Genomic DNA, 1,828 nt, shown 5'->3' with positions numbered 1-1,828 from the left:
ATAATTACAAGAAGGTTAAAACCGCGAGGGAATTGAATATAAGGAATATTGTCTTTGTTTTCCCCTATCCAAGGGGAGGCTTCAAGGCGCGAATTATTTAATTATTAATTATTAATTATTAATTTTTTGGTAAGATTTAGCTAAACAAAAAAAGCTGATAGCTAGCTGATAGCTAATTGCTATAGCTAAGAAAGAATTGGCTCTTGACAATTACTGATGATGAATCTCAGACTAGGAAATGTTTTTCCCACTGTTCCCTGTTCCCTATTCCCTATTCCCTATTCCCTGTTCCCTGTTCCCTGTTCCCTGTTCCCTGTTCCCTGTTCCCTGCTATAATTGTTATAAAAAACTGTGAATTCTATAGACTCTTTCCTAAAACGCTTTGAACATTTTGGCGTTGAGCTTGGTCTCGAACGCATCTACCAACTGTTAGATAATCTAGGCAACCCTCATCTGCAAGTACCCATAATTCATGTTGCCGGAACAAATGGCAAAGGTTCCGTCTGTGCTTACCTATCATCCATACTCAAAACAGCAGGATATAAAGTCGGACGTTATACCTCACCTCACTTAGTTGACTGGACAGAACGTATTTGCCTCAACGAAGAAAAAATTTCCTCCACTATATTAGAGCAACTTTTACAAGAAGTAGAAGCAGCCATTCAACCAGAACAACCTTCACCGACTCTGTTTGAAGTTATTACTGCTGCTGCTTGGTTATATTTTGCCCAACAAGAAGTAGATGTAGCGGTTGTAGAAGTAGGTTTAGGAGGTAGACTAGACGCCACAAATGTTTGTCACCAACCAATGGTAACTGTCATTACCTCCATTAGTTGGGAACATTGGCAAAGATTAGGTCCTACTTTAAGTCATATTGCTGGAGAAAAGGCTGGTATTCTTAAACCAAGATGTCCTGCAATAGTTGGAGTTTTACCCCCAGAAGCAAAAATAGTAGTAGAAAAACGTATTACCGAGCTAGAATGTCCTGTTGTTTGGGTCGAACCTGCTGAATTATTAGAAGGGAGTCGGGAAAATAACTCATTGCCAGTAGCTAATTATCAAGGTATTGAATATAAAGTGCCATTGTTTGGAGATGTACAGTTAAGCAATTCGGCGATCGCTATTGCCACAGTTCAAGTGCTAGAAACACAAGGTTGGGAGGTCTCGACCGCAGCAATTAAACAAGGAATAGCTGAAACTAAATGGCCTGGACGTTTGCAATGGACTACATGGCAAAATCGCAAATTATTAATTGATGGTGCCCATAATACTGCTGCTGCCCAAGTATTGGGGCGGTATGTTAGGACACTTAATTATCCATCTATCAGTTGGGTTATGGGTATGCTGTCTACTAAAGAACATTCCGAAATTTTTCGGGCACTTCTTAGACCAGGCGATCGCCTCTACCTAGTTCCTGTGCCTGGTCATAGTTCGGCTGACTTGAAGCAACTTAGAATTATAGCCGAGGATATATGCACAGAATTAGAACTTTGTCAAATTTACTCCCATCTAACAGCAGCTTTAAAAAAGGCTATGACTGACAGTGAAAATTTAATTGTTTTATGTGGTTCCCTATATTTATTGGTTGACATCCTCCCCGTCTTTTGACATCCTCCCGACGCTGCACTTGCGTGACAGCGCGGGATTCCTAACCATCACTGATTAGGGTTTTCTGCTTCAATGCACCAGCCTCCAAGGCCTTTCCCTCTTTTCGGTCTTACGGTCGCTCCACAGACAAGCCAGCGCGGTCTTGGGGGTCTCCCCCATGAGCGACTGGCGCTGACACTGCTAGCCCAGCAGCCTCTAAGTACAATAGCACACGCTTTGG

General features: G+C 42.0%; 1 protein-coding gene. It reads left to right on the top strand.

The window, feature by feature from the left end; translation table 11 throughout:
• The first annotated feature begins 351 nt into the window (after positions 1-351).
• The gene (locus F6K22_RS39965) at positions 352-1,608 is read left to right on the top strand and encodes a bifunctional folylpolyglutamate synthase/dihydrofolate synthase (RefSeq protein ID WP_293110627.1); all 1,257 of its coding nucleotides are present in this window, start codon (positions 352-354) and stop codon (positions 1,606-1,608) included.
• Positions 1,609-1,828: the final 220 nt, after the last annotated feature.

The organism is Okeania sp. SIO2F4 (assembly GCF_010672385.1).
GTDB lineage: Bacteria > Cyanobacteriota > Cyanobacteriia > Cyanobacteriales > Microcoleaceae > Trichodesmium.
The sequence above is the reverse complement of the archived record's forward strand: the minus strand, read 5'-3'. Positions and strand labels throughout refer to the sequence as shown.